This window comes from Streptomyces deccanensis (assembly GCF_022385335.1).
GTDB lineage: Bacteria > Actinomycetota > Actinomycetes > Streptomycetales > Streptomycetaceae > Streptomyces > Streptomyces deccanensis.
On sequence record NZ_CP092431.1, the window covers coordinates 856,376 to 882,630 of the forward strand.

Sequence of the window (26,255 nt, forward strand, 5' to 3'; positions counted from 1 at the left end):
GGTCGGGCCTCGTCATGCAGGGGGCGCCCTGAAGGGCCATGCACGATGAGGCCCGTGGCCGCCGTCGTTTCAGAGCAGTTTGTCCAGCGTGATCGGCAGGTCCCGGATCCGCTTGCCGGTGGCGTGGAAGACGGCGTTCGCGATAGCTGCCGCCACCCCGGTCGTGCCGACCTCGCCCAGCCCGATGATGCCCAGGGGCATCGTCCTGTCCGGTTCGTCGAGCCAGTCGACGTCGATCGGGGGGATGTCGGCGTGGACGGGAACGTAGTAGGAGTCGAGTCCGGCGCTCATGGTGCGCCCGTTGCGGGGATCGATCAGGCTCTGCTCCGACAGCGCCATCCCGATGCCCATGACCACGGCCCCGCGAAGCTGGCTGGCTGCGGTCTTGGGGTTGATGACGCGGCCGACGTCGAACATGCCGAGCCACCGCGAGATCCGCAGCTCGCCGGTGTCGGCGTTCACCCGCACCTCACAGAACTGCGCGCCGCGGGCGGCCTTGGACCAGCGCTGGTCCTTCAGGAAGGTGGACAGGAAGCGGCCCTGGCTGCCCAGCGCACCGAACCGGGTGTCCGACCCGACCGACGCTTCGAGGAACGGGGTGCCCGCCGCGCGCAGGGCGGCCGCCGGTTCCTGACCGGTCGTGCCCGTACGCCGGGCCAGCGCAGTGATCTTCCGGGTCAGCTCGGCGCACGCGGCGAGGACGCTGGTGGCCACGGTCGCCGTCTGGTTGGAGTTGCCTGCCATCGGGCCGGACGGCAGGGCCGAGTCTCCGTACTCGACCCGGACCTTCTCGTAGTCGATGCCGAGCGCGTCCGCGGCGATCTGTGCCTGGACGGTCGCGGCGCCCATGCCCATCTCGTGGAAACCGCACTGCACGAGCGCGCTGCCGTCGTCGCTCAGCCGTACCTTGACGTCGGCGACCAGGCGCAGCACCGGGTGGAAGGCGGCGGCCGTGCCCATCCCGACGAGCCACTCGCCGTCCCGCATGGAGCGGGGTTCGGGGTCGCGGTCCGCCCAGCCGAAGCGCTCGGCGCCCGCCTCGAAGGCTTCGCGCTGCATGCGCTGGGAGAACTTCTTGCCACCCGTCGGATCCGTTGCCGGCTCGTTGCGCAGCCGCAGGGCGATCGGGTCCATGGACAGCTCGTAGGCGAGTTCGTCCATCGCCGATTCCAGTACGAAGCTGCCGATCGCCTCGCCGGGGGCGCGCAGCCAGGTGTTCGGCATCAGATCCATCGCGACGAGGTTCTGCCGGGTCAGCATGTTCTGGGCGCCGTAGAGGTGCCGGGCGGGTGAGCTGGTCGCCTCGAGCAGGCCCCCGGCCGAGCCGGTGCGGGTGATGCTTTCCTGGATCAGTGAGGTGAGCCGGCCGTCGCGGGTCGCGCCGAGCGCGATGCGGTTGGTCGAGGCGGTACGCCCGCCGGTGGCGCGGTTGACGGCCGTGCGGGTCAGCGCCAGGCGCACGGGCCGTCCGACGGCCTTGGCCGCCATCGCCGCGATGACCGTGCCGGGCCAGACGGCGAACTTGCCCCCGAAGCCGCCTCCCAGGAACTCGGCGCGGACGCGGACGTGGGACGCCGGCACACCGAACCGCCAGGCGAGGTAGCGGCCGGTCTGGTTGATGGCCTGCGTGGTGTCGTGCACGGTGAGGTGGTCACCGTCCCAGACGGCGACCGTGGCGTGCGGTTCGATCGCGTTGTGCTGCAGGCCGGGCGTGGTGTAGCGCAGGTCGACCGACACCTGCGCAGCCGCCAGCGTCGCCTCGGCGTCGCCCTTCTTCTTCACCCCGGAGAAAGTGAGGTCGCCCTTGGCCGGGGTGGCGTTGGTCTTCTCGATGGCGAAGTCCACGCGCGCGGGCAGCAGGTCGTAGGTGACTTCGACGAGTGGGGCGGCCTCGTTCGCCGCGGCCGAGGTCTCCGCGACCACGACGGCGATCGGCTGGCCGTCCCAGAAAACCTGATCGGTGTTGAGGTAGTCGACGTCGGTTCCCGAGACGTCGGGTCCCAGGTCCCGCACGATGTTGGGTTTCCGAGGTGGTTTGATCCTCGGCGCGTTGAGGTGGGTGAGAACCGCCACGACGCCGGGCACCGCGGCCGCCGCGGCCGTGTCGATTCCGGTGATCGTGCCACGGGCGACGGTGGCATGCACCAGCTTCGCGTACGTGAGGTTCGGGTAGTGGTGCTCGGCGGAGAAGCGCACCGCCCCGGTCACCTTCGCGTGGCCGTCCCGGCGGTCCACCGGTCGGCCGACCGCGCCCCCGACGGGCACGGAAGCGTCCGCGTCGACCTCGGAGCCTGTCCAGGTGCGTGTGGTCACGATGCGCTCCGCTCGGCGTTGAGTTTCCGCAGGACGGCCACGACCGTCCGCTGGGCCAGGTCGATCTTGAAGGCGTTGCCGGACAAGGGCTGGGCGGGGGCGAGTTCGGCCGCGGCGGCGTGGGCGAAGTTCTCATCGTTGGCTTCGGCGCCGAGCAGCAGCTCCTCCGCGGTCCGTGCCCGCCACGGCTTGGTCGCCACGCCGCCGAGTGCGAGGCGGACCTCGGCGATGCGGCCGTCCTCGACGGCCAGCGCGGCGGCGACGGAGACCAGGGCGAACGCGTAGGACGCGCGGTCGCGGACCTTGCGGTAGCGCGAGTGCGCTGCCACCGGCACCGACGGCAGCTCAACGGCCGTGATCAGCTCGTCGGCCGCCAGCACCGTCTCTATGTGCGGTGTGTCGCCGGGCAAACGGTGGAACTCGGCGACCGGGACACGCCGCACACCGCGCACGCTCTCCACCTCGACGACCGCGTCGAGCATCACCAGCGCCACCGCCATGTCCGAGGGATGCGTCGCGACGCAGTGCTCGCTCGCCCCCAGCACCGCACTGCCGCGGGAGAACCCGCCGATCGCGTCACAACCACTGCCGGGCACGCGCTTGTTGCACGCGGAGGCCTCGTCGTAGAAGTACATGCACCGGGTGCGCTGCAACAGGTTCCCGCCCACCGTCGCCATGTTGCGCAACTGGGCGGACGCCCCCAGCAGGATCGCCTGCGCCAGCACCGGATAGCGGGTTCTGATGAGGGGGTCAGCCGCGAGCCGGCTGTTGCTCACCAGCGCCCCGACACGGATGGTGCCGTCCGGCAGTTCCTCGATCCCGGTCAGCGGCAGGCGGGTGATGTCCACGACCGTCGACGGGTGTTCGATGCCCTCACGCATGAGGTCGACGAGGTTCGTGCCGCCCGCGAGGAACTTCACGTCCTCGCTGTCCGCGATCGTGCGCAGCGCCGTGGCCGTGTCCGGTGCGCTTAGGTAGGAGAAAGACTTCACTTCGCGACCTCCTTGATCGCCGAGACGATGCCGTTGTAGGCGCCACAGCGGCACAGGTTGCCGCTCATCCGCTCCCGGATCTCCGCCTCGTCCAGCTCTCCACCGGTGTCGGCCAGGTGCTCGGTCGCCGCGCTGGGCGCGCCTTCCTTGTGTTCGGCGAGCATCCCGATCGCCGAACAGATCTGGCCCGGCGTGCAGTAGCCGCACTGGAAGCCATCGGTGCGGACGAACGCCTCCTGCAACGGGTGGTCGACCCCTTCGATGGTCGTGATCTCACGGTCCTGGTACTGCACGGCCAGCGCGAGGCAGGCGTTGATCCGCCGACCGTCCACCAGCACCGTGCAGGCCCCGCACGCGCCCTGGTCGCAGCCCTTCTTCGTGCCGGTCAGGCCCAGGTATTCGCGCAGCGCGTCGAGCAGGCTCACCTGCGGCGCGACGTCCAGCCGATGAGCGGACCCGTTGATCCGCAGCTCTATCTCCACCGTGGTCATTCCTCCGGTTCGCCCGTGCGCTCGTCTCATGGGGGGGGCCACCAGGCACATAGGCCGGGACAAAAGGGACCCCGCTCCGCGGACTGCGAAGCCGCTGACCGGGGAACCGAATCGCGAGCGTACGCCCATAATGTAAAACAGGAACGTAGCAGTTTGATGAGTTATCGCATCTCATCAGTCGCGATTTTACATTCTCATGCAACAACGTTGATGCAAATCGACATAAATCAGCAGGTAAGGCGTATGGTTTTCGATGCATCACGAATCGACAGCGGGAGTGGATAGGTCATGGGTCGACCCCTGCGGGCCGATGCCGCGCGTAGCGTGCGCGCGATCCTGGAGGCAGCCGAGCAGGTCCTCGCCGAAGACCCCGGCGCCTCCATGGAGCAGATCGCCGAGCAGGCCGGCGTGGCCAGAACGACCGTGCACCGGCGGTTCGCCAGCCGCCAGGCCCTCATCGAAGCACTCGCCGCCTCGGCGAAGCAGCAGCTCATGGAGTCCGTCGAGGATGCCCACATGGACACCGCCCCACCACTCGTGGCACTGCACCGCGCCACGGCGAACGCACTGCGGATCAAGAGCGTCTGGCGGTTCACCCTCGGCCACCCCCTCGCCGACACCCCCCTCACCGAGGTGATCTGGTCCGAAATCAACGCCGGCGCCCTCGAGTTCCTCGCCCGCGCGCAGCGCGAAGGACTCCTCGCCCCGGACACGGACCTCATGTGGGCGCGGAGGGTCTACTACGCCCTCGTCGACGAGGCCCTGCACGGAGGCGGCGCGGATTCCGACCCGGACCGGGTCCGGCAGAACGCGGACGCGCTGGCCACGCTCGTCGTTGACACGTTTCTGCGCGGCGTGGGACCCCAGGGCTGAATCACCCGGTCTCCCGGCCCGTCACGTCCCGTCTTGCCCTACGCCGTTTGTCGGACGATCGTGGAAGTGCCCCGGCACACGGCAGCAGGTAGAAGGGTCAGGTGCGCCATGCATCGCACCGGCGGGCCGCCCGGCCGACGCACACGACAACTGGACGAGGCCCACCTCGCGGATTCCGTGACCATCGCGGTGACGGACGGGGACGCACGTGTGGCCTATTGGAGTCGCGAGGCCGAGGACCTCCTGGGATACACCTCTGCGGAGATCGTCGGCCGACCCCTGGGCGATCTGGTCGGCGCCGACGGCGCGACGCTCCGGCATCGCGACGGCCATCTGCTGGACGCGAGGGTCCACCTGAGCCCGTTGCTCGGCGCCACGCAGCAGCAGCACTTCCTCGTGACGACGGTTCCGTCACCGGGGACGGGGAAGCTGCAGGACCTCATGTGGTGGATGCTGGAGCAGCAGTCCCCGTCTCTGTCGATCTACGACCGTGACGCGCGGCTGCTGTGGGCCAACGAGGCCACGCGGCGGGCGGTGGGCTTCGTCCAGAGTGAAGTCCGCGGCCGGCGTCTGACCGAATTCCTCCCGGGAGCCGCGTTCGAGGAGGCGGAGCGCAGGATCCTCCGGGTCGGTGAGACCGGCGAGCCGGAGTACACCGAACTGTTCGTGGCGCTCCCGCGTGAACCCCGGGCACATGCCTGGGCCGTGGACGTCTTCCCCCTCAAGGACGCGCACGGCCGGGTGCACGCGGTGGGCCTGGTGAGCAACGACTACTCCGAGCAGCACCACAGCCGCGAACGCATGGCCCTGCTCAGCGAGGCCAGGACCCGCATCGGCGCGAGCCTGGACGTGACGGGAACCGCCCAGGAACTCGTCGACGTGACCGTGACCGTCTCCCGCTTCGCAGACTTCGTCAGCGTCGATCTGCTGCAGGACGTCTTCCGCGGAGCGCTGCCCCGCCCCGGCGCCCGCACAGGGCCCCTCACGCTGCGACGAGCAGCTCAGGGCGGCACCCGGCCTCTCCCGCCCGACGCCACCCCTGGCGTCGGCGCGGTCCACACCCATCCGCAGTCCTCTCCCGTCGTCCGCTGCCAGGTCGCCGGCCGTACGGTGCTGGCCTCTGTGCGGGACCCTGACATCGTGCGCTGGCTCGCCGAAGACCCCGCCCAGGAGACGTACGCCCGCGCCTTCGGAACGCACTCCCTGCTCGCGGTGCCCGTCCGGGCCCGCGGCGTGACCCTCGGGGCCGCCCTCTTCCTCCGGCACGCGGCCTCTCCCGACCCTTTCGGCCCCGACGACCTGACCGTCATCGAGGACCTGGTGGCCAAGGTCGCCGTCTGCCTGGACAACGCCCGCCGCTTCACCCACGAGCGGGGCATCGCGCTGGCGCTCCAGCGGTCCCTGCTGCCGGGGAGGCCCACGCTCCACCCTGCGGTCGAGACGGCGTCCCGCTATGTGCCCGCGGGCGGCGACGCCGGAGTGGGCGGCGACTGGTTCGACGTGATCCCGCTCCCCGGCGCGCGCGTCGGCCTCGTCGTCGGCGACGTCGTCGGACACGGCATCCGTGCCTCGGCCACCATGGGCCGCCTGCGCACAGCGGTGCGCACCCTCGCCGACATCGACCTGGCGCCCGACGAGCTCCTCACCCACCTCGACGACATCGTGACCCACTCCGGGCTCCCCCAGGACGCCGACGACGCCGATGACACCGGCGACGCCTCGCCGTCACAGATCCCGGGAGACATCGGCGCCACCTGCCTGTATGCCGTCTACGACCCCGTCACCCGCACATGCTCACTGGCCCGCGCCGGCCATCCGCCCCCGATCCTGGTCGGGCCGGACGAGGCGGCCCACGTCGTGGACCTGCCGACCGGTCCTCCTCTCGGCCTGGGCAGCCTGCCCTTCGAGGCGGCGGAGTTCACGCTGCCCGAGAACAGCGTGCTGGCGCTGTTCACCGACGGCCTCATCGAAGGCCCACATCACGACCTCGACGAAGGCAACCGCAGCCTGTGCCGGGCACTCGCCCGGCCACAACCCTCGCTGGAAGCCCTGTGCGAGACGGTCCTGGACATCCAGCACCCCGAGGGCGGCGACGACGTCGCCCTGCTGCTGATCCGCGCCCGGGCCCTCGGGCCGGAGAGCCTGGCCTCCTGGGACCTGCCCAGTGATCCCGCGATCGTGGCCGAGGCACGCAAGCGCGCCGGCGACCGTCTCACCGAGTGGGGGCTCGAAGAGGCGTCGTTCGTCACGGAACTCGTCGTCAGCGAGTTGGTCACCAATGCCATCCGTTACGGCACCGGCCCGATCCGATTGCGGCTGATCAAGGATCGGACACTGACCTGCGAGGTGTCCGACGGCAGCAGCACCAGCCCGCACCTGCGGAGGGCCCGGCTGAGCGACGAGGGCGGCCGCGGCCTGCTGCTGGTCGCCCAGCTCACCGAGCGGTGGGGCACCCGCTACACGCCAACGGGCAAGACCATATGGGCCGAACAGGTCCTCCACCCCGTCTGAACGGTTCATCCGCCACACCGCGCGACGACGACCGAGAACGGAAGTCGGCCCTGCACCGGCCGGTATGGCGCTCATGCCGGGCGGGCGGCCCGCACCGGCGGGTCGTCGGCAGCAGGAACGCGGTGCAGCCCCCGGCGGTCGTACCAGCCCGTCACGCCGAAGCCGAAGAGGGCGGCCAGTGCAAGGCCTGCGGCCATCATGACCCAGCCGCGGGCCAGTCCCCCGTCGCCCTGCGCGCCGTAGTAGAGGATCGAGCGGACACCCCCGGTGATCTGCCCGAGCGGCTCGAACTGAGCAAGGAAGCGGTAGAAGCTGGGCAGCGCCTCGACCGGTGTGGTGGCGCCGGCCGTCGGCACCGCCATCGCGATGAAGACCAGCGCGGCCACCAGCATGCCGGGCGTGCCGAAGACCGCGAGGAGACTGAGCGCGCCGATCCCGACGACCGCGATCGCGCACACCGAGTACAGCCACAGCAGCGGCAGGTGCGAGGCGTCCATGCCCATGAGGCCGACCGCGCCCGCCATGACCAGGGTGCCCATCACCAGGGACAGTCCGGCCATCAGGGTGCTGCTGATGGCGAGGGTCTGTACCCGGGTCGCCCTGACCAGGGGGCGGTGTGTGCGAAACGGCCCCATCTCGTTGTGGGTGTAGCCGAGGGCGTGGTCCACCTGGCCGCTGATGACGTTGGCGGACAGCATGCCGCAGACCACGAGGACGAGCGCGTAGTAGAACGCCGTCAGCCCCAGGCCGCTGTGCGCGTCGAGCGGATGCCCGTCCTTCACGGTGACGGCCGCCGGGTCGCCCAGCATAAGACGCGCGGCGGATGGCAGCGTCTTGTACTCGGCCCCCATCTGCGCGGTCAGCTCCCTGCCCACCTGGCGTGAGGCGTTCTCGGCTGCCCGAGTCGCCGCCTCCCGCGCCAGGTTGGATCCCAGGCTGCCGGCGGACTGGTTGGTCAGCACAGTGAGAGTCGGGCGAGCCGGATTGTTGTCGGCCGCGTTGTCGGTCAGCGCGATGGTGGAGGAGGTGAAGTCGTCAGGCACGACGAGCGCGCCGAAAAGCTTGCCCTTGCCCAGTTCCTCCTTCATCTCCTTCTCGTCCATCACCTTCCAGTCGATCTCCTCCCCTTTCGCGGGGGACTTCGTGATCGACCGGGACGTCTGCTCCCCGAGGTTGACCTGCTTGCCGTCGAGGGCCGCTCCCTCGTCGGCGTTGACCAGGCCTACGGGCAGGTTGCGCAGGTGGCCGGCCGGATCGACGTTGGCGCCGAGATAGAGGACCGCGAACAACAGGGCCAGGACGCCCGCGATGACGCCGTTGGTCATCCACAGGCTTCGGGTCCGCAACACGCGGAAGGGGTGAAACCCATCCATGACGAACTCCCGTTCGTGCGAAGGCTTACGGAGAGGAAGGGCCGGAGGGAGCGTCATCGCGCATCCACGTCCTCACTCTGCTGCTCAGGAAACCTCCCGGCCCGGCTCCGCTCCCGTCCCTGGTGAACCGCCAGGAGCGCAGGAGCGGCCCGCTCACACCACCCGCACGAAGTCGAGGAAGCGAGCGGCGTAGTCGGCGTCGCCGGAGATCCTCAGGTCCCGCCGGCGCCAGTCGGCCCGGTGGGTGGCCCATTCCGGGAAGTCGATGGCACGACCGGTGATGGTGGCGGCTGGCTTGTCCGACGGTCCGGCCTTCACCACGGCGCCCGGTCCCACGGACCAGATGCCGCCGCCCGGACCCTCCAGCTCGATCGTGACGGGACGGACGAACCACTCCGGCCGCGCGGCACGCAGCTGATTGCGCACGACGGCCATCATCCACTCCAGCACCACGGCCATCCGGTTCGCGTCGGTGGCCGGGACCGGCCGCCCCAGGGCAGGGGCGATGTCGTGGCGCAGGTGGGTGTGGTGGTCGAACGTCATCGCACCGGCGATCATCACCCCACCCGGGAACCAGCCGAGCTCGGCCATCGGCAGACGCGTCCAGTTGAGAGGCACCCGGGCCGCCACGCCGATCATCCGGCTCCACCGTTCGTACTCGGCGAGCGTCTGCGAAACCGGTCGGCCTCGACGCTTGTCGACGAACAGGTCGTTGGTCCGCTCCAGGTCCCTCATGCGCATCATCGTGAGCACGGAGGGGGTGAAGAAGGAGCGGCAGGTGGCCCCAATGTGCGCCACCACATCCTGCACGGTCCATCCGGTCGCACGGCTCGGTGCGCTCCACTCCTGGTCGTCCAGGTCTGCGCAGAAGCGCAGCATCTCCGCGCGCTCCGCGCGGAAGGCTTGGGCTCTGTCCGGTCTCATCGGTGATCCTTTCGCCGGCCCTTGGGGCGCGCTGCCACGAGAGGCGGGTGCCCCACGCGTCCTGCGGTGTCGGCCGGTCGGCTTGTTGACGTGGGAATCGCGGGCGGGCGGGCCGCTCGGCGGCGTGGCGGCTCGTCGCGCGCGGCTCATGTGATCCGTCGCAGGATGCGGTCCTTGCGGCGGGTGTAGGGCGGGGTTGCCACGCCCAGCGTGTCGGGCTTGAGCGGCTTGTCGAGGACGGACTTGGTGTGGCTGAAGGTGTCCAGGGAGTACAAGCCGTGGTAACGGCCCATACCGCTGTCACCGACGCCACCGAAAGGCAGGTTGGCCGCGCCGAGTTGGAGGTTCGAGAGGCCGAAGACCAGGCCGCCGGAGGAGGTCTCCGCGATCAGGCGCCGCTTGGAGCGCTTGGAGGCGGTGAAGGCGTACAGGGCCAGTGGTTTGTCCCGCCCGGTGATGAAGGAGATCGCCGCGTCCAGGTCGGGGACCCGGATGATGGGCAGGATGGGGCCGAAGATCTCCTCGCGCATCACCGGGGAGTCGGGGTCGACATCGGCCAGCACGGTCGGGGCGATGTAGCGGGTGGGGCGGTCGTGGTCGCCGCCGACGACGGTGCGGCCGTCGTTCAGCAGGCCGGCCAGCCGGTCGAAGTGGCGCTCGTTGATGATGCTGCCGTAGTCGTTGCTGCGGGACGGATCGGTGCCGTACATCTCACGCACCGCCTCGACCAGATGCCCCTCTATCTCGGCGCCCGCCTCACCGATCGCCAGCACGTAATCGGGGGCCACGCAGGTCTGGCCCGCGTTCATGAACTTTCCAAGGGCGATGCGGCGGGCGGCTGTGGCGAGGTCGGTGCCGGGTTCGACGACGGCGGGGCTCTTGCCGCCCAGTTCCAGGGTGACCGGGGTGAGATGGCGGGCCGCGGCGGCCATGACGATGCGCCCCACCGTGCCGTTGCCGGTGTAGAAGATGTGGTCGAAGCGCTGGTGAAGCAGGGCGGTCGTCTCCTCCACGCCTCCCTCGACGACGGCCACGGCCTGCGGGTCCAGGACCCGGGGCAGCCAGTACGCGAGCACGGCCGAGGTCGCGGGGGCGACCTCGCTGGGCTTGAGGATGACGGCGTTGCCGGCGGCCAGGGCACCGATGACCGGCGCGAGCGCCAGATTGACCGGGTAGTTCCAGGGGCTGATGACCAGCACGACACCCAGCGGCTCACGCACGGTCCAGGCCCGGGACGGCATGAGCGGCAGAGGCACCGAGACCCTGGCCGGACGCAGCCACCGGTCGAGGTGGCGCAGGGTGTGATCGATCTCCCTCACGAGGAAGCCGATCTCCATCATGTGCGACTCGGTCGCACTCTTGCCGAGGTCGGTGTGCAGCGCCTCCGCGAACACCTCCTCATGCTCCGTCAGCAGACGTCTCAACGCCCGCAGCTGCTGCTTGCGCCAGGCCACCGGCTTGGTACGGCCGGTATGAAACGTGGCGCGCAGCCGCGCGACGGTCTCCGCCGCGTGATGCGTGGAATCGGGATCCAGGTGAGTGGTGGTAGTCATGCCGCGAGCATATACGAAACGAAGTGATTTCGTTTCGTATGGGTGTATGCTTTCGCTGTGACCTCTCCCACGCACTGCGAACGCTTCGAACAGCCGCCCCATCGGGCCCTTCGGGACTCTGGCCTCCACGTCTGCCGCACGGCGCCGGGAACGCCGCGATGACCGGGCCGGCGGCACGCCGGGGACGTCCTCGCGACGCGTCCCGGGACCGTGCGTTGCTGGAGGCGACTCTCGCGGTCCTGAGCGAGAACGGGTACGGCGGACTCACCACCGCCGCCGTGGCCGCCCGCGCCGGCGTGTCCACCGCGACCCTCTACCGCCGCTGGCCCTCCAAGGAGGCCCTGGTCGTCGCCGCTGCCGCGGCCTACGCCCAGGAGCTCACGGCGCCGACGGACACCGGCACGCTCGAAGGGGACCTGCGCGCCCTGCTCCAGAACAAGGCCGCCTCGATGACCGGGAAGGAAGGGGGCGTGCTGCGCTCCCTGATCGCCGAGGCCGCGCACAACGCCCCGCTGGCCGAGGCACTCACCAACACCTTCGTCACCCCTGTACGCCTGCGCATGGAGGAGATAACACAGCGCGCGGCGGACCGGGGCGAGATCCCGCCCGTCGAGCACGCCGACCTCCTCGGCGACCTGGTCATCGGCCCCATGATGAGCAGGTTCTTCCTCACACCACTGACGCCGGACGAGGTGGACGCGGCGTCGGCAGCACAGACGGCCGACCGCCTGCTGCCCTTCCTCCTGCGCGCCGTCGGCGGCACAGAAGACGGGTGAAACCCACCGCCACGTCTTGCAACTACGCGACGGCCGACGCAGCGGCATGAGCCGCCCGCACCGCGATCTTGTCGATCTTGCCCACCGCGTTCTTGGGGATGGCCTCCACGACGACATACGAGGTCGGCCGCTTGTAGCCGCTGAGACTGCGCGCACAGAGGGCTTCCAGCGCTGCCGGATCGACCGTCAGACCCGGCCGTGGCTGCACGTAGGCGACGACGACTTCTCCCCATTTCTCGTCAGGGACACCGATCACAGCCGTCTCGAGGACTGACGAGTCGCCGGCCAACACGTCCTCGATCTCCTTGGGGTAGATGTTCTCCCCGCCGCGGATGATGACGTCCTTCGAGCGTCCGACCAGCGTCAGATAGCCCTCCGCGTCGAGGTGGCCGATATCGCCCGTGTGCAGCCAGCCGTCGACGACGGTCCGGGCTGTTTCGTCCGGGCGGCCGAGATAGCCGCGCATGATGTTGGCGCCCCGCACGAGGATTTCGCCGTTCTCCCCCGCAGCCGCCTCGGCACCGTTCTCATCGGCGATGCGGATGTCCTGCCCGGGGAAGGGAAGCCCCACGGTCCCGGCGCGCCGGGGACCGGCGAGGGGGTTGACGGTGCAGGCGCAGGAGGTCTCGGACAGCCCGTACCCCTCGATGAGCGGGAACCCGTACCGGGCCTCGAACCGGGTCAGCAGCTCGGCAGACGCCGGCGCCGAGCCGCAGACGCCGTAGCGCACGGACGACGTGTCCGGCCGCACCGCGTCCGGCAGGGCCGCCAGCATGTTGTAGATGGTGGGAACGGCGCTGAAGAAGGTCGGGCGCTCCCGCTCGATGACGTCGAAGAAGGTGTGGGGATCGAACCGGTCGGCGATGACGACACCGGCGCCCACGAGCAGCGGCGTGAGCACGCTGACCACGATGCCGTTGACATGGAAGAGCGGCAGGATCAGCAGGCTCCGGTCGGCCGGCCCCAGCTCGAGCGCCTTGCTCGACATGTCCGTCATGGCGTCGATGTTGGCGTGGTCCAGCATCACGCCCTTGGGCACTCCGGTCGTGCCGCTGGTGTAGATGAGCAGGGCCAGCGCGGAGGGGTCCGTATCCAGGGCGCGGTCTGTGCCTGCAGCGTCTTCGTACAGGTCGTCGACGGCGAGCGTGACGATGCCGTCCTCAGCCGTCGTGCCGTCCTCGGCCACGACCAGGCGTGCGCCGGCGTCTGCCAGTTGGCGCGCGACCTCGACCTCGGTCAGCTTCGGGTTGACGGGGGTGACGGTGGCGCCGAGCCGCCAGGACGCGAACAGCACAAGGACGAACTCGACGCGGTTCGTCAGCTTGAGGGCCACGACGTCGCCGGACTCGACCCCGAGATCCTTGAGGTGGCGTGCTGCCGCCCGGACACGGTGCAGGAACTGAGTGTTGGTCAGTGATGTACGTCCGTCGGAGACCGAGGGTCCCTGCGGGTCGAGTTCGGCGCGGCGGTCGGGTAGCGAGGCGAAGTTCATGGCGGGGTACCTGTTCTGTGTGGAGTGCGGTCGGGTCAAGGGGTCCAGGAGTCGAAACAGCCGACGCCGTACGCGGGCCGGGCAGGCCGGGGTGGCGGCGAACGGCCGTCCCGCCACGGGGGTTTCAGCTGCTTCGGTCGCCGGAAGTGGCCCGCTCGCCCTCGCGGAGCAGGTACTTCTGGATCTTGCCGGTGGAGGTGCGGGGCAGTTCACCGAAGACGACGCGCTTGGGCGCCTTGAACCGTGCGATCCGAGATTTGACGTGGTCGACGATGTCCTGCTCGGTGGCGACGGCATCCGGCCGCAGGACGACGTAGGCGACGGGCACCTCGCCCCAGCGTTCGTCCGGGGCTCCGACGACGGCGGCTTCGAGGACCGCCGGGTGGCTGGCGATGGCCTGCTCGACCTCGATCGAGGTGATGTTCTCCCCGCCGGAGATGATGACGTCCTTGCTGCGGTCCCTCAGCTCGATGTACCCGTCGGGGTGGCGGACGCCGAGATCACCGGTGCGGAACCAGCCGTCCGGAGCGGCCGCGGCGGTCGCGGCATCGTCCTTGAAGTACCCCAGCATGAGGTTGTTGCCGCGCAGCCGGATCTCACCGATGGTCGTGCCGTCAGCGGGGACGTCCTTGTCACCGTCGACCACCCGGGCGGCGAGGCCGATGACGTTGGCCACGCCCTGCCGGGCACGGAGCCTGGACTGCTCCGCGGCACCGAGGCCGTTCCACTCGGGGTGCCAGTCGCACAGCACCGCCGGCCCGAACGTCTCGGTCAGTCCGTACAGGTGCGTGACGTCGATCCGCAGGTCCTCGGCAGCGGCGAGCAGGGTCGGGCTCGGCGGCGCCCCGCCGGTCAGAAAGCGGATGACGCCCCCCGAGTCGCGCCCGGCCTCCGGAGCGTTGACCACCATGGACAGCACCGCGGGGGCGCCGCACAGATGGGTGATGTGATCGTCGTGGATGTACCGCCAGATCGCGGACGCCTCCACCTTGGGCAGGCACACGTGCGTGCCGCCGGCTGCGGTAACCGCCCAGGGGAAGGACCAGCCGTTGCAGTGGAACATCGGCAGCGTCCACAGATAGGCGGAGGACGCGCTCAGCTGGGTGTGCGTGACCATCGCGAGGGCCTGAAGATAGGCGCCTCGGTGGTGGTACATGACGCCCTTGGGACGGCCGGTCGTTCCGGAGGTGTAGTTGACCGACAGCAGCGCCCGCTCATCGGACAGCGGGATGGCCGTCGGCTCGGCGGCCGCGAGGAGTTCGTCGTAGGCGCCGTCGTCGCCCGGTCCCGCCCGCACGATCACGGGCGGGCGCGGCATGCCGTCGATCGCCGTGGCCACGAGGTCGTCGTACTGCGGATCCAGCAGCAGCACCGCGCTTTCCGAGTGCTCCAGGATGTAGCGAACCTCGGGGGCGGAAAGCCTGGTGTTGATCGTGACCAAAGGCGCAGCGGCCCACGGGGCTCCGTAGTGCGCCTCGAGCATGACGTGCGTGTTGGGCGCGAGGACGGCGACAGGGCGGCCGTTCGCGAGCGCGGCCAGGACGCCGGCGAGCCGCCGACACCGGTCGTGGAACTCGGCGTAGGTGAAGCGCCGAGCTCCGTCGATCACGGCCGTGCGCTCGGGAAACACTGCGGCCGACCGGTCCAGGAACGAGACGGGGCTCAGCGGCTCAAACGACAGGTCGGGTATCAAGGTTTGCTCCGTTGCACTGCGGGGGTCATGGGGACCGCCCGCGGCCGGCGGCGGACCGCAGGGTCCGGCGCGCTCACCGCAGACGCGGCAGTGGGCACCCGCGGAGCGAACCTCTCTCGCGCTACATCCCCACGTACACCGGGTAATCGATCTCGGTACCGGACATCAGGTCGAAGGCACGCTCGACCAGTTCGTCCGATCCGACGGCCACTCGCACATCGCCCGACCGAACCGCGTCGGCCACCTGGGTGCCGCCGAAAATCAGCTTGAGGAAGGTCCGGGTACGGCAGTGGACCTCAAGGTCGGGGCGAACGGGTGCCGGACCGCTCCTGGTCCACATCCGACCGTCGGCGATCTCGACATGGAACGTCTCTCTGCCTACGTGCAGCTCGTAGATCTCCTTGAGACCTGCGAGCTGGTCCGGCGTGACCAGGCTCGACACGCTCAGGGCGATGAGGTCCACGCGGGTCGTCGCCGGGTCGATCTCCGGAGACGGCGGAAGCCCCAGCCCCCACCGGCCGAGCCCGATGAGCGGCTCACGAAGCTGCTCACCCCTCTCGGTGAGCTCGTACACCGCCACACCGGCGGGCGGCGGGAGCGTGCTCCGGCGAACGACGTCGGCGGCCTCCAGACTGCGCAGACGCGCGGTCAGCCGGTTCGGCCCGAGGGCCGGGAGCGTGTCGGCTAGATCCTTGAACCGCTTGGGCCCTAGCAGCAGCTCACGCACGATCAGAAAGGTCCACCGCTCGCCGAGGATGTCCATGGAACGGGCGAGCGGACACATCTGGCCATATGTTCGTGCAGTCGTCATGCCTCTACTGTACGGCGCGATAACTTTTCGCTATACGGCTTGTACACCACGCACGTGCGGGCCGGACTCATCGCCGCAGTCCCACCGCGTCGGCGAAGGCTTCGAGCTCTCGGCGGACGTCGCCGGCGGGCTGGTACGTGATCTCGGTGACCCCCTGCGCCGCCAGGGCCTCCACCCTGGCGAGCACATCGCCGGCCGTGCCGGTGAGGGTGTGCCCGACGAGCGTGTTGCCGCCGGCGTTCCAGGCAGCGGTGTCCGCCTCGTTCAGGCGCAGCAGGTGGCCGTGGTGCACCGCGAGGTGGCGTTCGGCCTCCGACGTCCTGAGCACGACGTCCAGCCACTCCGCCCCACCCGGCAGCGCCTTGACCGCTTCCTCGCCACCGAGTTCGTAGGAGATGTGGAACAACTGCGCCAGTGCCGGGCCCGCCGCCGTGCGCAGTCGCTCACTGCCGAGGTCCTCGCCGTCACCGAGCACGGACCCGGCGGAGCCGTAGATGACGTTCGCGAACTTCCTTGTCACCTCTTCGGAGACACCGTCGATGCCCATGATGAAGACGCCGTCCCCGAGTGTCTCGGCGATCGCCGTGCCCTTCGGGCCGATCGCCGCGATGTAGACCGGGATGGTGTCCGGCGCGCCGCGCGGGTATTCGGGGGTGTGCAGCATGCGCATCGGGCTGCCCTCCCACTCGACCGTCTCGCCTCTGAGGAGCGCGCGGAAGGCCGTGACATAGCGCGTCATGTACGCCCAGGAGACGGGCTGTTGCCCCATGGCCCGGCGGCCCGTGTAGCCGGTGCCGAACGCGACCGCGACGCGCCCGGGGGCCAGGCGTTCGAGAGCCGCGGCCCCGCTGGCGTTGACCATCGGGTGGCGCAGGGCCGGTACGAGGACGCCCGGTCCTAGCCCGATGCGGTGGGTGCGCTGAGCGGCCAGGGCCAGCGTCATCCACACGTCGGGGCTCTGCTGCGGTGTGTCGTACAGCCACGCCCGCTTGAAGCCGAGTTCCTCGGCGATGCGGATGTGCTCCGGTGTGTCCAGCGTGGTCGCGAACGACGCCGACACGTCCAGGCCCGCCGGACTGCGGCCGTGGCTTGCGGAAGGTGAAACGAGGGTGGTCATGACTGCTCCCCCAGGGTGTTCGGGAGGCCGGTGGCGGGAACGTTGGCCAGCCGCAGCTGGCCGCGGGCGACGAGCTTGCCGCTGTCGACACTGGTGACGGCCACCTGCCACAGCTGCTGACCGCGCCCCTGCTGGATCGCTTCGGCCAGCACCTCCACCGTCCCGGCGGTGATCGGCCTGAGGAAGTCCGTGCTGTTGGCCACCCCTACGGCGACCTGGCCGCGATCGGCCACCCCGGCGCACGCACCGACGGTGGCGGCGGACTCCACGGCGGCCGTGTAGACCCCGCCGTGCACCACTCCCCACGGGGTGTGATGCTCAGGTCCCAGCTGTATCTCCCCGCGCACCCGCGTGCCCGTGACCTCGGTGAAGGTCAGGCCGACGGCCTCGACGAACGCGCTGCGGAACACGTCGAAGCCCGAGAAGGGTCCTTCGTCAGGTACGGCCGATGCTTCGGTCCTGGGCTGTGTCACTGTGGCGCCCCTACTCGTTCGCCGGGTTGGGCTCGCCCTCGGCCACCACGGGCATCGGAACGCCCAGGAGGCCGTGCGCGCCATACCAGACGGGGCCGATGTTGAGCCGGTCGGGATAGCGGGCGATGATCTCGTCGAAGAAGGCTTGCGGGGTGGGCTTCTCGGCGAGCAGCCGCTGCGCGTCGCGCAGGTACTGGCGGGTCTCGTCGATGATGGCCGGGTCGTCGGGCAGGTCACGGTTCTTGTGGCCGGCCACCACGGAGCGGGGGTTGAGGGAGTCGAGGACGTCGAGGGCGGCCAGCCATGCCTCGAATCCGCCGCCCGGGGTCTCCAGCAGCATCTGGTGCACGCCGTTGTAGACGACGTCGCCCCCGACGATCAGACCGATCGAAGGAACGTGCAGCACGGTCGTGTCGTCGGTGTCGGTGTGGCCGACCTCGACCGCCTCGATCCGGTGTCCCTCCAGCTCGAACCCGTCCGCGGGAACGGTCCGGTAGACGAGCGGGGAGTCCGGAATCAGGCCGGGGAAGTCCGCGTCCCAGAACTGCGCGCGCCCCTCGACGTTGCGGCGCATGATCCCGATGGTGCCCTCGGTGGCGTACGGGATCGCGTCGGGGAAGCGTTCCAGCAGCCGGCCGGTGCCGAACCAGTGGTCGCCGTGGCCGTGGGTGGCGTAGATGTAAGCCAGGCGCCTGCCCGAGCGCTCCACCCAGTCACCGACCGCCTCCGTCTGCTCGCGGGTGAACGGCGGATCGACCAGGACCGCGTCCCCCTCCCCGAGGATCAGCGTCGAGGCCAGCGGGGACGACACGATGCGGCCACCGCCCGGCAGCCGCTCGCGGCGGGCGCGCGGCACCCCGTCACAGACGTACACGTCATAGGTCAGCTCAGCCATGCGTGGTGTTCCTTTCGGTGCCATGCGGCGATATGCCGCCAGGCGCGGGAATCGGGGGCGGGGGGGCGCTATCCCAGCGGCGCGAGGAATTCCTTGATCAGATTCGCCACCTTGGCGGGCTCCTCGCGGGGAGCCAGGTGGGCGACACGCGGCAGCACCTCGAGTCGGGCGCCGACGATGCGTTCGGCCAGATCGTCGGAGTGGGGGACCCGCGGCAGCGCCTTGTCCTCGGCGCCGACGATCACGAGGGTGGGAGCGGTGATCCGGTGCAGGGCATCGACCACGTCGGTGCGGTCGCCCAGCACCGACCGCGCGGCACGGGCCAGCCCGGCGCGGTCGAGGCTGCCGACCGTGGCGGCGAGTGCGGAGGCGAACCCGGTGTCGTGACGGCGGGAGTGATCGCTGAGCATCCCGGCCACGACCAGCCGGCCCAGGCCACCCGGAACGCCGACCCGGGTCAGGAGGGAGGTCACGCGGACTTGGAAGCGTTCACGCAGACCCACACCTCGGGCGGTGGTATTGGACAGGACCAGGGCGGCCACCCGGTGCGGCGCGGCGAGCGCGACCCGCAGCGCCACGATGCCGCCCCACGACAGCCCGAAGAAGACCGCCCGGTCGGCACCCGCGTCGTCGAGTACCCGGAGCGCGGCCTCGCCGCACTCCTCCATGGTGAACCGGCGCGCGGCCGGCGGGCTGCCGCCGGTGCCCGGGGGGTCGATCAGCAGCGTCCGCCATCCGAGGGCGTGCAGGTCGTCGAGCTGTGCGCCCCAGCTGGTGTCGCCGTCGCTGTACAGGCTCGGCCACAGCAGTGCCACGGGTCCGTCGGCGGGGCCGGCGTCCCGCACGTGGAGCGGGCCCAGGGTGGTGGGCACGGTGAGCGTGTGTGGTGTTCTCACAGGTGCCGCTTCCACCAGTCGAGGGCGGCCCGGCTGCCGGGCTCGTAGCCGTCGAAGTAGATGCCGTAGTGGTCGATGCCGGGGATGACGTGGTAGTCGACGACGCCGCCGGGAGTGTTCTTGATGATCTCCGCCGCACGGGCCCCGTTGTCGGCGATGGGGTACATCTCCTCCTCGCCGGCGTCGATGATCAGGGTGGGGATCCGCAGCCGGTCGACCTGGGCGAGCGGGCTGAAGTGCGACAGTTTCGCCAGGTGCGGGGTTCCCTGCATATTCGGCCACGGATCGGTGCCCTGGGGAATCGGATCCGTGTCGCCGCGGGCGGTGTCGATCGCGCGCTTGCGGGCCAGTTGTGCGACGGGGCCGCCCAGGGGGGCGATGGCGGCCACCTGCACGACCAGCGCCTTCACACGGGGGTTGTTGGCGGCCTGGTACACGGCGATGCCCCCGCCGAGACTGGTGCCCCACAGTCCGATGCGCGCGGGATCCACATTGGGCTCGCCTTCGATGTAGTCCAGGGCCGCGCGCAGGTTCGCCGCCCAGGCGAAGGGGTCCACCAGGTCGCGGATGAACCGCACGTGGGCGCGTGCCTCGTTGCCGTCGTCGAGGTCGGGGGCGTCGCCGATCAGTTGCAGCGGGGATCCCGAGTCGAACCAGCTGCCCTGGGTGAAGGTCAGGGTGATCATGCCGGCCGAGGCGAACAGTGCCGCGTAGCGTTCCGCGGTGAGTTTGCTGCCGCCCCAGCCGTGCGACAGCACGACGGCGGGGAGGGCGGCGTCGGGGGCGAGGTTCGTCGGCCGGTAGACATCCGCGTCGAGCGCGAGGCCGTCGCTCCACACGGTGACCTTCCGCCGGCCGACGCCCTCGGGCATGACCAGCGGCGGATAGACCTTCTCAGCCATGGTTCGCCTCCTCCAGGACCGCTTCGACGGGCCAGATGTCGGCGAGTCTGTCCTTGTCCGTGGCGGCCGAGTGGATGCCGACCACACGCCAGCCCTTGTCGGACCTGGCCACGCTGAACTGCACCGCCCAACGCTGGATCTCGCTCTCGTCGGCGCGGCGCCGCGACCAGATCACCTCGATCGCGGCACCGACGGTGTTGTAGACGAACACCCGCCGGTCGGGCACCACGGTGTGGCTGTACTCCGCCTCCCGCAGCGGCGCGTGGTTCATCTCCAGGAAGGCCAGCACGCTCGCGTCGTCGAGGCACCAGAACGACTGCTCCAGCCCCGTGACGTGCAGCGGGGTGCCCCAGTAGTCGAGGATGAACTCGGGCCCCTCGTCGGACGTGCCCGCGGCCACGGCGACCCACCGCGGCAGGTAGTCCTGGAAGAACCAGTGCGTCACCTCGGCACGCGTGGCCTCGGTCGGATTGTCAGGCATTCGACATGTTCCTCTCGGAAAGGATCTCGACGGCCGTCCGGTCGCGCCCATAGAGGGGGGCGTGCTGCGGGTGCCGTTGATCGCTGGGCGAGGGGACGGCACTCCCCCGCCTCACTGACCTGCATCAACTGCGCGGCGACCTCGCGGACGAGATCTTCTGCGTCAGCCGCGTGACCGTCGGATCGGGAAGGACGACCAGGCGCGGGCGGTATGGCCGGCCAGCCCCTCGGACCTCGGCGCCCGCCCGCCGTTCCGGTGGTCGGCGCCCATGCGGCTCACGAGCACTGCCGGACCGGCGCCGTGCCCGCCTCGGACGATTACGGAACGCGGCCCGCCGACTGACCCCTTTGCCATCGCCGGAGACGCTAGCAGCGACTATAGGAAATGTATAGCTCAAAGTGAACCGAAATTTTTTACCTCTGAGTAAAGAATGATTGCTACAGTACGTCCATGGCAAGGCCCAAAAACTTCGATCCGGATGTGGCGGTCGAGCAGGCGATGGCGGTGTTCTGGCGCCAGGGATACGGCGCCACGACCCCCCAGCAACTGGTCGACAGCCTGCAGATCGGCAAGGGCAGTCTCTACAACGCCTTCGGCGGCAAACGCCAGTTGTTCGACCTGGCGCTGCGCCGCTACCTGGACCTGCGACTGGCGGCCGTGACCACGCGCCTGGAGGGCCCCGGGCCGGCGAAGGAGCGATTGCGCACGGCGCTGCACTTCCTCGTCGACTCGTACTTCACCGGTCCGGACCGCCGGGGCTGCCTGGCGACGAACAGCGCGGTGGAGTTCGGATACGCAGACGAGGCCGTGGCGGCGCAGGTACGGAAACTGTTCGACCGCATCGAAAGCTCCGTCCGGGCACTGATCGAGGAAGGTCAGCGCGCCGGGGAGTTCCCTCCCGATCGGGACGCTGGCGCCCTGGCCAGCATGCTGCTGAACACCTTCACGGGCATGAACGTCCTCGCCCGCATCGAGCCGGGCCCCGACCGCCTGCGCCGGGTGGTCGACACGACCGTAGACCTTCTCTAACCCCCTCCCCCGAGCACTTTCGCCCAGGGGACGGCACACCACACCCTATTTCTGTACCTACAGGTAAAGAATCTGGACCGATCGGAGCATCACAGCCATGACCGACCGACTGACCCTGAGCGTCTTCACCGCGCCGGCCCGTCCGGTGCACGCCCCTCTGCCCGTCGCCCCGCCCGAGGGCGGCTGGACCTGGCCGCCCACGGCCGCAACCCTGATCGCCGGTGAGCGGGAAGCCATTCTCGTCGACACGGTACCCACCGTGGAGGACGCGCAGAAGCTGGCGGACTGGATCGAGGCCGGCGGCAAGGAACTCACCACCATCTACATCACTCACGGCCACTTCGACCATTTCCTCGGCTCGTCGATCCTGCTCGAACGATTCCCCCGGGCCCGCGTAGTGGCCACCGAGGCGACGGTGCGCCTCATCGAGGCGGAAGCCGAGTCCGGACATGACCTCAAGCTGTACGGTCAGCTGTTCGTCGACCCGATCGGCTCGACCGTCACCGTGCCGGAGGCTCTCACGGATAACCGCCTCGACCTGGAAGGCCACGAAGTGCTCGCGGTGGCAACAGGCCGATCCGACGTCGACGACTCCTCGTACGTATACGTTCCCAGCCTCTCCGCCGTCATGGTCGGAGACATCGCGTACAACGACGTCCACCCCACGCTCGTGACCAGCGATCACCAGAAGCGGCTGGCGTGGATCCAGACGCTGTCCAAGATCCAGAACCTTGAGCCGGACATCGTCGTGGCCGCCCACCAGCGCCCGGGAGCGCCGGACAACGCCCGAGTACTCGCCGACACGATCGCCTACATCCAGGACGCGGACCGCGTTCTCCAAGGGGAGCCGACCGCCGCCGAGTTCATCGAGCAGATGCTCGAGTCGCACCCCACCCGGCTGAACCCCACCACGGTGATCTACAGCGCGGCGGCACTCGGCCTGAAGTAACTACTTTTCAGGGCTCACGCCCGCGAGGCGCAGGGCGAAGTCGCCGTACTGCCAGACGATCGTGTCCTCGCTGAGTTCGCCGTCCTCGCGGTACCAGGCGGCAACCCCCATACCGAGGTCGAGGACGGCATACGAGACCAGCCGGGGGGAGGCGACCTTGAAGCACCCCTCCTTGAAGCCCGCCTCGACGATCGCGCGGAAACCGGCTTCGTACTCCGCGCGCAGGGCCAGCACCCGACTGCGATGCGGCTCGACGAGAGAGCGGATTTCACGGTTTCCGACGAAGGCCTCGAGCCGGTGCCGGGCGTGGTAGCGCACGTGCGCCTCGGTGGCGCGGCGCAGGAGGGAGACCGGTCCGTCGCTGCTGGCGACGGCTGCGCGGTGCGCGGCGAGGAGGTCCTCCATCGTGCCGATCATGATCTGGGCGAGCAGGTCCTGCTTGGACGCGACGTGCTTGTACAGACTCGGCCCGCGGATACCCACCCCGCGTCCGATGTCGGCCATCGTCGTCGCCTCGTAGCCGAGACGCGTGAACAGCTCCAGCGCCGCGGCACGGATGTCGTCGGCTCGACTCACTTCGCCTCCACCTCCGGGACTAACACTCGATAGCCGACCCAGTTTAGCGGCTGTGACATGCACCATGGTGCGCAGCACCTGAGGCGGCCTAGAGTCTTCGCTAATGCCCATTAGCCAGATCGGGAGCCGCCATGACAGTCGACCTCACCCACGACCCCGTCGCCGCGGACCTCGCGCGCCGCACCGCCGACTTCGTCCGCGAGGTGGTGATCCCGGCCGAGGAACAACACCGCGGCGTCGCACGGACGGAGAACGTCCGGATCGGGCTGCAGCGGGCCGCAAAGGACGCGGGCGTCTTCGCGCCGCACGTGAGCACGGAATACGGCGGCCACGGGCTGGACATGCGGGGCAGGGCCGCCGTGTTCGAGGAGGCCGGGTACTCCCTGCTCGGTCCCCTGGCGCTGAACATCGCCGCCCCCGACGAGGGCAACATGCACATGCTGGAAGCCATCGCCACCGCCGAGCAGAAGGAGCGCTACCTGCTCCCCCTCGCGGCCGGCGCCGTCCGCTCCTGCTTCGCGATGACGGAACCGGCACCCGGCGCGGGCTCCGACCCCAGCGCCCTGACCACCCGCGCGCAGCGCGTGCCGGGCGGCTGGCGCATCGACGGACACAAGTGGTTCATCACCGGCGCCGACGGCGCCGGGTTCGCGATCTGCATGGCCAGGACCTCGGGCGAACCCGGTGAGCAGGGCGGCGCGACCATGTTCCTGGTCGACGCCGACAACCCCGGCATGAAGATCGTCCGGCACATCGAGACGCTCGACGAGAGCCTCTACGGCGGTCACGTCGAGCTGCACTTCGACAACTGTGTCGTACCGGACGAGGCGGTGCTCGGCGAGGTCGACCAGGGCTTCCGCTACGCACAGGTGCGGCTCGGACCCGCTCGCACGACCCACTGCATGCGGTGGCTGGGCATCGCCCGCCGCGCGCAGGACATCGCCGTCGCGCGAGCCGCGGAGCGCCGGCTGTTCGGCGCACGGCTCGGCGATCTCGGCATGGTGCAGCAGATGATCGCCGACAACGAGATCGACATCGCCGCCGCCCGTGGACTGATCCTCCAGGCCTGCTTCGAGCTCGACCAGGGCCGGTCCGCCGCCCAGTCCACCTCGATCGCCAAGACCTTCTGCGCCGAAGCCGTGTGGCGCGTCGTGGACCGGTCGCTGCAGGTCTGCGGCTCGCTCGGAGTGTCCGGCGACATCCTGCTCGGCCGGTTCCTGCGCGAGGTGAGGCCCTTCCGAATCTACGACGGCCCCTCCGAGACCCACCGCTGGGCCATCGCCCGCCGCGTCCTGCGCCGCCACACCGAGACGGCCGCGCGATGACCGACACGGATCGCACCACCGTGGACGGCCTCGACATGCCCGCACTGGAGCGGTTCTTCGGCTGGCACGTGCCCGAGTTCCGCGGCACGCTCCACGCCGAGTTGCTTCAGGGCGGGCGGTCGAACCTGACCTACCTGGTCACCGACGGGCACACGCGATGGGTCGTGCGCCGTCCCCCGCTGGGCGGCCTCACACCTTCCGCGCACGACATGCGGCGCGAGTACCGGGTCGTCGCCGCACTCGCGGACAGTGACGTACCCGTGGCCCGTGCCGTGGCGTTCGGGGACACCGGCGACGGACTCGGGGTGCCCTTCTCGGTCGTCGAGCACATCGACGGCCAGGTCATTCGAACTCGCGAGCAGCTGCACGCCCTGCCCGACAGCGAGATCACACGCTGCGCCCACGGCTTGGTCGACGTCCTCGCGCGCCTGCACGCCGTCGATCCCGGCGAGGTCGGGCTGGACGGCTTCGGACGGCCCGAGGGCTATCTGACCCGCCAGGTAAGGCGCTGGTACGACCAGTGGCACCGCGTCCGGACCCGCAAACTGCTTGACATGGAGCGGCTGTTCGACCGCCTCGCCGCCGCATGCCCGGCGGAGAGCGGGGCGTCGATCGTGCACGGCGACTACCGCATCGACAACGCCATCCTCGACCACGCCGACCCGGCAAGCGTGCGCGCGGTGGTCGACTGGGAGATGGCCACCCTGGGCGATCCCCTGGCCGACCTCGGTCTGCACCTCGTCTACGCCGACCCCGCCTTCTCGCCCGTGCTCAGCGGATCGGCCGCCTCCACCAGCGACCGCCTGCCCACCCGGGCCGACCTCGCCCAGCGCTACGCCCAGGCCAGCGGCCGCGACCTCGGCGACCTCGGCTTCTACCTCGCACTGGGCTACTTCAAGATCGCCGTCATCGCCGAGGGCATCCACGCCCGCCACCAGCAGGGCCTGACCCGCGGCACGGGGTTCGACACGGTCGGCCGCGCCGTCGCGCCCCTCACTGCCGCCGGCCTACGGGCCCTGCCCCACGGAGAACTCCGATGAGCAACGTCCTCGATCTCTTCCGGCTCGACGGCAAGGTCGCGGTCGTCACCGGGGCGAGTTCCGGCCTCGGTGCCGGGTTCGCCCGGGCGCTCGCGGAGGCGGGCGCCGACGTCGTCCTCGCCGCCCGCCGCGCCGACCGGCTGACCGAGGTGGCGAGACAAGTGCAGGACACCGGACACCGCGCCCTCACGGTTGCCACCGACGTCGGCGATCCGGAGCAGTGTGAGGCGATGGCCCGCGCGGCGGTCGACGAGTTCGGCCGCGTCGACATCCTGATCAACAACGCCGGCCTCGGCACGGCGATCCCCGCTCTGAAGGAACGCCCCGAGGACTTCCGCCGCGTGGTCGACATCAACCTCAACGGCGCTTACTGGGCGGCACAGGCCTGCGCCCGCGTCATGCGGCCCGGCTCCAGCATCGTCAATGTGGCCAGCGTGCTCGGACTGATCAAGTCCTATGCCCCGCAAGCGGCCTACGCCGCCAGCAAGGCCGGCCTCATCGGCCTCACCCGTGACCTCGCCCAGCAGTGGACGGGACGCCGGGGCATCCGGGTCAACGCCGTCGCACCGGGATACTTCGCCAGCGAGATGACCTCCCAGGTCCCCGAGGAACAGCTCATGACGTTCATCCGGCAGACCAGCCCCATGGGCCGCCTGGGACAGCAGCACGAGCTCGACGCCGCCGTCGTCTTCCTCGCCAGTCCCGCCTCGTCCTACGTCACCGGCGCCACGCTCGCCGTCGACGGCGGCATGTCCGGCCACTGACGGCAC

24 protein-coding genes are annotated in these 26,255 nt (G+C 70.0%); 8 read left to right on the forward strand and 16 right to left on the reverse strand.

Annotation, left to right across the window (positions count from 1 at the left end; genetic code table 11):
- Positions 1-69: 69 nt before the first annotated feature.
- The 3 genes from L3078_RS04040 to L3078_RS04050 are packed head-to-tail and all read right to left on the reverse strand — an operon-like array spanning position 70 to position 3,796.
- Entirely contained in the window at positions 70-2,313 is a 2,244-nt protein-coding gene (locus tag L3078_RS04040) for a xanthine dehydrogenase family protein molybdopterin-binding subunit (protein ID WP_239750741.1), read from the reverse strand.
- The gene (locus tag L3078_RS04045) at positions 2,310-3,305 is read right to left on the reverse strand and encodes an FAD binding domain-containing protein (protein ID WP_239750743.1); all 996 of its coding nucleotides are present in this window, start codon (positions 3,303-3,305) and stop codon (positions 2,310-2,312) included. Before L3078_RS04045 ends, L3078_RS04040 begins: the two co-directional genes overlap by 4 nt.
- A complete protein-coding gene (locus L3078_RS04050; RefSeq protein ID WP_239750746.1) occupies positions 3,302-3,796 on the reverse strand; it encodes a (2Fe-2S)-binding protein in 495 nt (164 codons plus the stop codon). The genes L3078_RS04045 and L3078_RS04050 overlap by 4 nt, the downstream gene beginning before the upstream one ends.
- 288 nt (positions 3,797-4,084) lie before the next feature.
- Between L3078_RS04050 and L3078_RS04055 the strand changes: the two genes are divergently transcribed.
- Positions 4,085-4,669 carry a TetR/AcrR family transcriptional regulator gene (locus L3078_RS04055; protein WP_239750748.1) on the forward strand — a complete coding sequence of 195 codons (585 nt, stop codon included), beginning with the start codon at positions 4,085-4,087 and terminating at the stop codon, positions 4,667-4,669.
- Between the two features lie 108 nt (positions 4,670-4,777).
- Positions 4,778-7,180, forward strand: coding sequence for a SpoIIE family protein phosphatase (locus tag L3078_RS04060; RefSeq protein WP_239750751.1), 2,403 nt, complete (start codon positions 4,778-4,780; stop codon positions 7,178-7,180).
- A 71-nt stretch (positions 7,181-7,251) separates the two neighbouring features.
- On the opposite strand, the gene L3078_RS04065 is transcribed toward L3078_RS04060, so the two are convergent.
- From L3078_RS04065 to L3078_RS04075, 3 genes are all read right to left on the reverse strand, one after another.
- Positions 7,252-8,553 carry a DUF3533 domain-containing protein gene (locus L3078_RS04065; RefSeq protein ID WP_239750754.1) on the reverse strand — a complete coding sequence of 434 codons (1,302 nt, stop codon included), beginning with the start codon at positions 8,551-8,553 and terminating at the stop codon, positions 7,252-7,254.
- A gap of 153 nt (positions 8,554-8,706) precedes the next feature.
- Positions 8,707-9,477 carry a maleylpyruvate isomerase family mycothiol-dependent enzyme gene (locus L3078_RS04070; RefSeq protein WP_239750757.1) on the reverse strand — a complete coding sequence of 257 codons (771 nt, stop codon included), beginning with the start codon at positions 9,475-9,477 and terminating at the stop codon, positions 8,707-8,709.
- Positions 9,478-9,623: 146 nt separating this feature from the next.
- Positions 9,624-11,030 (reverse strand): aldehyde dehydrogenase family protein, encoded by a 1,407-nt coding sequence (locus tag L3078_RS04075; protein WP_239750759.1) that lies wholly within the window; start codon positions 11,028-11,030, stop codon positions 9,624-9,626.
- A gap of 215 nt (positions 11,031-11,245) precedes the next feature.
- Here L3078_RS04075 and L3078_RS04080 point away from each other — a divergent pair, with 215 nt between their 5' ends.
- Positions 11,246-11,806, forward strand: coding sequence for a TetR/AcrR family transcriptional regulator (locus L3078_RS04080; RefSeq protein ID WP_239750762.1), 561 nt, complete (start codon positions 11,246-11,248; stop codon positions 11,804-11,806).
- Positions 11,807-11,828: 22 nt separating this feature from the next.
- Here L3078_RS04080 and L3078_RS04085 read toward each other — a convergent pair whose 3' ends face one another.
- From L3078_RS04085 to L3078_RS04125, 9 genes are all read right to left on the reverse strand, one after another.
- Complete coding sequence (locus L3078_RS04085; RefSeq protein WP_239750764.1) at positions 11,829-13,298, reverse strand: class I adenylate-forming enzyme family protein; 1,470 nt, start codon at positions 13,296-13,298, stop codon at positions 11,829-11,831.
- A 124-nt stretch (positions 13,299-13,422) separates the two neighbouring features.
- Entirely contained in the window at positions 13,423-14,991 is a 1,569-nt protein-coding gene (locus L3078_RS04090) for an acyl--CoA ligase family protein (protein WP_239750766.1), read from the reverse strand.
- Positions 14,992-15,112: 121 nt separating this feature from the next.
- Positions 15,113-15,802, reverse strand: a complete 690-nt coding sequence (locus tag L3078_RS04095) for a winged helix-turn-helix transcriptional regulator (protein WP_239750767.1) — start codon at positions 15,800-15,802, stop codon at positions 15,113-15,115.
- A 67-nt stretch (positions 15,803-15,869) separates the two neighbouring features.
- Positions 15,870-16,919 carry an LLM class flavin-dependent oxidoreductase gene (locus L3078_RS04100; RefSeq protein WP_239750770.1) on the reverse strand — a complete coding sequence of 350 codons (1,050 nt, stop codon included), beginning with the start codon at positions 16,917-16,919 and terminating at the stop codon, positions 15,870-15,872.
- Positions 16,916-17,392, reverse strand: a complete 477-nt coding sequence (locus tag L3078_RS04105) for a PaaI family thioesterase (protein ID WP_239750771.1) — start codon at positions 17,390-17,392, stop codon at positions 16,916-16,918. Before L3078_RS04105 ends, L3078_RS04100 begins: the two co-directional genes overlap by 4 nt.
- Before the next feature lie 10 nt (positions 17,393-17,402).
- Positions 17,403-18,287 (reverse strand): MBL fold metallo-hydrolase, encoded by an 885-nt coding sequence (locus L3078_RS04110; RefSeq protein WP_239750773.1) that lies wholly within the window; start codon positions 18,285-18,287, stop codon positions 17,403-17,405.
- A 68-nt stretch (positions 18,288-18,355) separates the two neighbouring features.
- Complete coding sequence (locus L3078_RS04115; RefSeq protein WP_239750774.1) at positions 18,356-19,159, reverse strand: alpha/beta fold hydrolase; 804 nt, start codon at positions 19,157-19,159, stop codon at positions 18,356-18,358.
- 20 nt (positions 19,160-19,179) lie between these two features.
- A complete protein-coding gene (locus L3078_RS04120) occupies positions 19,180-20,085 on the reverse strand; it encodes an alpha/beta hydrolase (protein ID WP_239750776.1) in 906 nt (301 codons plus the stop codon).
- Positions 20,078-20,566, reverse strand: coding sequence for a DUF6841 family protein (locus L3078_RS04125; protein ID WP_239750780.1), 489 nt, complete (start codon positions 20,564-20,566; stop codon positions 20,078-20,080). Before L3078_RS04125 ends, L3078_RS04120 begins: the two co-directional genes overlap by 8 nt.
- A 450-nt stretch (positions 20,567-21,016) precedes the next feature.
- Between L3078_RS04125 and L3078_RS04130 the strand changes: the two genes are divergently transcribed.
- Positions 21,017-21,595 carry a TetR/AcrR family transcriptional regulator gene (locus L3078_RS04130; protein WP_239750781.1) on the forward strand — a complete coding sequence of 193 codons (579 nt, stop codon included), beginning with the start codon at positions 21,017-21,019 and terminating at the stop codon, positions 21,593-21,595.
- 97 nt (positions 21,596-21,692) lie between these two features.
- The gene (locus L3078_RS04135) at positions 21,693-22,544 is read left to right on the forward strand and encodes an MBL fold metallo-hydrolase (RefSeq protein ID WP_239750783.1); all 852 of its coding nucleotides are present in this window, start codon (positions 21,693-21,695) and stop codon (positions 22,542-22,544) included.
- Here L3078_RS04135 and L3078_RS04140 read toward each other — a convergent pair whose 3' ends face one another.
- Positions 22,545-23,120, reverse strand: a complete 576-nt coding sequence (locus tag L3078_RS04140; RefSeq protein ID WP_239750786.1) for a TetR/AcrR family transcriptional regulator — start codon at positions 23,118-23,120, stop codon at positions 22,545-22,547.
- A gap of 131 nt (positions 23,121-23,251) precedes the next feature.
- Here L3078_RS04140 and L3078_RS04145 point away from each other — a divergent pair, with 131 nt between their 5' ends.
- The 3 genes from L3078_RS04145 to L3078_RS04155 are packed head-to-tail and all read left to right on the forward strand — an operon-like array spanning position 23,252 to position 26,249.
- Positions 23,252-24,445 (forward strand): acyl-CoA dehydrogenase family protein, encoded by a 1,194-nt coding sequence (locus L3078_RS04145; RefSeq protein WP_239750787.1) that lies wholly within the window; start codon positions 23,252-23,254, stop codon positions 24,443-24,445.
- The gene (locus tag L3078_RS04150; RefSeq protein ID WP_239750789.1) at positions 24,442-25,485 is read left to right on the forward strand and encodes a phosphotransferase family protein; all 1,044 of its coding nucleotides are present in this window, start codon (positions 24,442-24,444) and stop codon (positions 25,483-25,485) included. The genes L3078_RS04145 and L3078_RS04150 overlap by 4 nt, the downstream gene beginning before the upstream one ends.
- Positions 25,482-26,249: an SDR family NAD(P)-dependent oxidoreductase gene (locus L3078_RS04155; protein ID WP_239750793.1), complete on the forward strand. Its 768-nt coding sequence runs from the start codon at positions 25,482-25,484 to the stop codon at positions 26,247-26,249. Before L3078_RS04150 ends, L3078_RS04155 begins: the two co-directional genes overlap by 4 nt.
- The last annotated feature ends 6 nt before the right edge of the window (positions 26,250-26,255 follow it).